Origin of the sequence: Mesorhizobium sp. M7A.F.Ca.ET.027.03.2.1, from assembly GCF_003999175.1 — a bacterium.
Classification (GTDB): Bacteria; Pseudomonadota; Alphaproteobacteria; order Rhizobiales; family Rhizobiaceae; genus Mesorhizobium.
This window is the reverse complement of sequence record NZ_RZOM01001130.1, coordinates 1-1,930: the sequence shown is the minus strand read 5'-3', so window position 1 is coordinate 1,930 and position 1,930 is coordinate 1. Positions and strand designations below refer to the sequence as shown.

The 1,930-nt window shown below is 59.2% G+C and carries 1 protein-coding gene and 1 pseudogene; both read left to right on the top strand.

Annotation, left to right across the window (positions count from 1 at the left end):
- A pseudogene (locus EN750_RS32040) lies at window positions 1–587 on the top strand (ABC transporter ATP-binding protein); the annotation flags it as partial.
- 108 nt (window positions 588–695) lie between these two features.
- The coding region (locus EN750_RS32035) for a sugar ABC transporter substrate-binding protein (RefSeq protein WP_145968115.1) at window positions 696–1,930 on the top strand (1,235 nt) is incomplete at its 3' end.

Below are 1,930 nucleotides of genomic sequence, written 5' to 3'. Positions count from 1 at the left end.
CGACAATATATGTGACCCACGACCAAACCGAAGCCATGACGATGGGCGACAGGGTCGCGGTGTTGAAAGGCGGCGTGCTGCAGCAGGTCGACACACCCAAGAGACTCTATGAATCGCCGGTGAACGCCTTCGTTGCCGGCTTCATCGGGTCTCCTTCGATGAACCTTTTCGAGGCGACCCTGACGGGCGACGAACTGATGTCCGGCGCCCTGGCCATCCGGCTGCAGGATGCAGCCTTCGTGCGCAGGCCGGGCTTGAAGTCGTATGCGGGGCGCAAGGTCGTGTTCGGGATACGACCGGAGGATCTCTATGACAGCAGCCTCGAATCCGGCCGCAAGTATCAGACGATACCGGCAAAGGTGACCTCGATCGAAGAACTTGGATCCGAACAAATCGTCCATCTCGACATCGACGCGGTCCGGGTGGACTCCGGCGACCCTGACGCGGTGCAGGATTTCGGCCTGGCGTCGAATGCGGTGGCGAAATTCGAACCGGTCAGCACAGTCCGTTCCGGCTCGGAAATCAGGTTGGCCCTGGATGATACCAAGCTCCATTACTTCGACCCGGAGACGCATCTGGCAATCTGAGTATCAGCGAAGACCCGCGGGTGAGGGTGAGGCGCCTGCATAAGAAGATTTGTGAATAACCAGACGATCGGCCGCATTGTGCGGTCGAATATAAAGAAGGAGGAGAAGATGACGTTTCGTATAAAACCCGCGATGCTGAAAATAGCCGCAGCCGCATGGTTGCTTGGCGCAACCGGCGCCATGGCGGATACGACGCTGGAATTCACCCAATGGTGGGAGCCCGAATTGCCGGCCGGCTCGCTCAGGGCAATCATGGATGACTTCGAGGCCGCAAATCCCGGAATCAAAGTGACGCTGGTCAGTGGGCCCTACGCGACCACGCGAGACCAGATCTCGGTTGGTGCTGCAACCGGAACGCTCAGCGACGTCGTCGGTCTCGACGGTGCCTGGGTGAACAATCTGAATGCGCAGAGCGCACTCGCCGACATGAATCCGATGATGGATGCGAGCGGTTTCGACAAGAGCCAGGTCGCGGACATCATCAAGGTGGACGGCAAGGCGGTGATGTTTCCCGTGGCTTCCTTCGTCTATCCGGTCTTCGTGAATTTGGACCTCGCCGCCCAGGCAGGCGTGACCAAGCTGCCGTCGACCCGTGCGGAGTTTCTCGAAGCCGCCAAGAAGATGACGATCGCCGACAAGAACCAGTATGGCTGGGTGCTGCCCCTCTCGCTGCAAACGCCATCCGGCGTCCAGAACGACATGATGTCGTGGGTTTGGGCTTCGGGTCGGTCGATGATGGCGAACGGCAAGCCGGACCTTGAGGGCAAACCGGTGGTGGACATGCTCACCTTCGTCAAATCTCTCAACGACGCCGGAACCATCTCGCCCGGCATCGCCACCAAGACCGAGCAGGAAAAGGTCGAGGAGTTCGTCAACAACCGCGTCGGGATGATGATCGACTCGCTCGCGCATGTGAACCTCATCCGCAAGCGCAATCCCAAGCTGAACTTCGACCTCATCCCGGTCCCGGTCGTGGAAAACTATACCGGCAAGCGCGGCCTTCCCTATGCCTCCTGGGGCATCGGCATCTCTGCTGCCTCGAAACATCAGGAAGAGGCCTGGAAACTCGTCCAATATGTGATGAGTGAAAAGGTGAACGCCAAGCTCGTATCGCTTGCAAACGCCTTCCCCGGCAACGTCAACGCCAAGCCCGATTTCGTGACCTCGGACAAGGCTTTCGGCAAGGCTTTCGAAATCTTCAAGACCGGTTATCTCGCCAATGAGTTCACGGGCCTGCCGGTGGCAGAAGACCTGATGACCCAGTTCGACGTGCAAGCCCAAAAGATGCTCGCCGGCGAGCAATCTCCGGAACAAGCAGCCGCCGCCGCTCAGAAGGGCTGGAT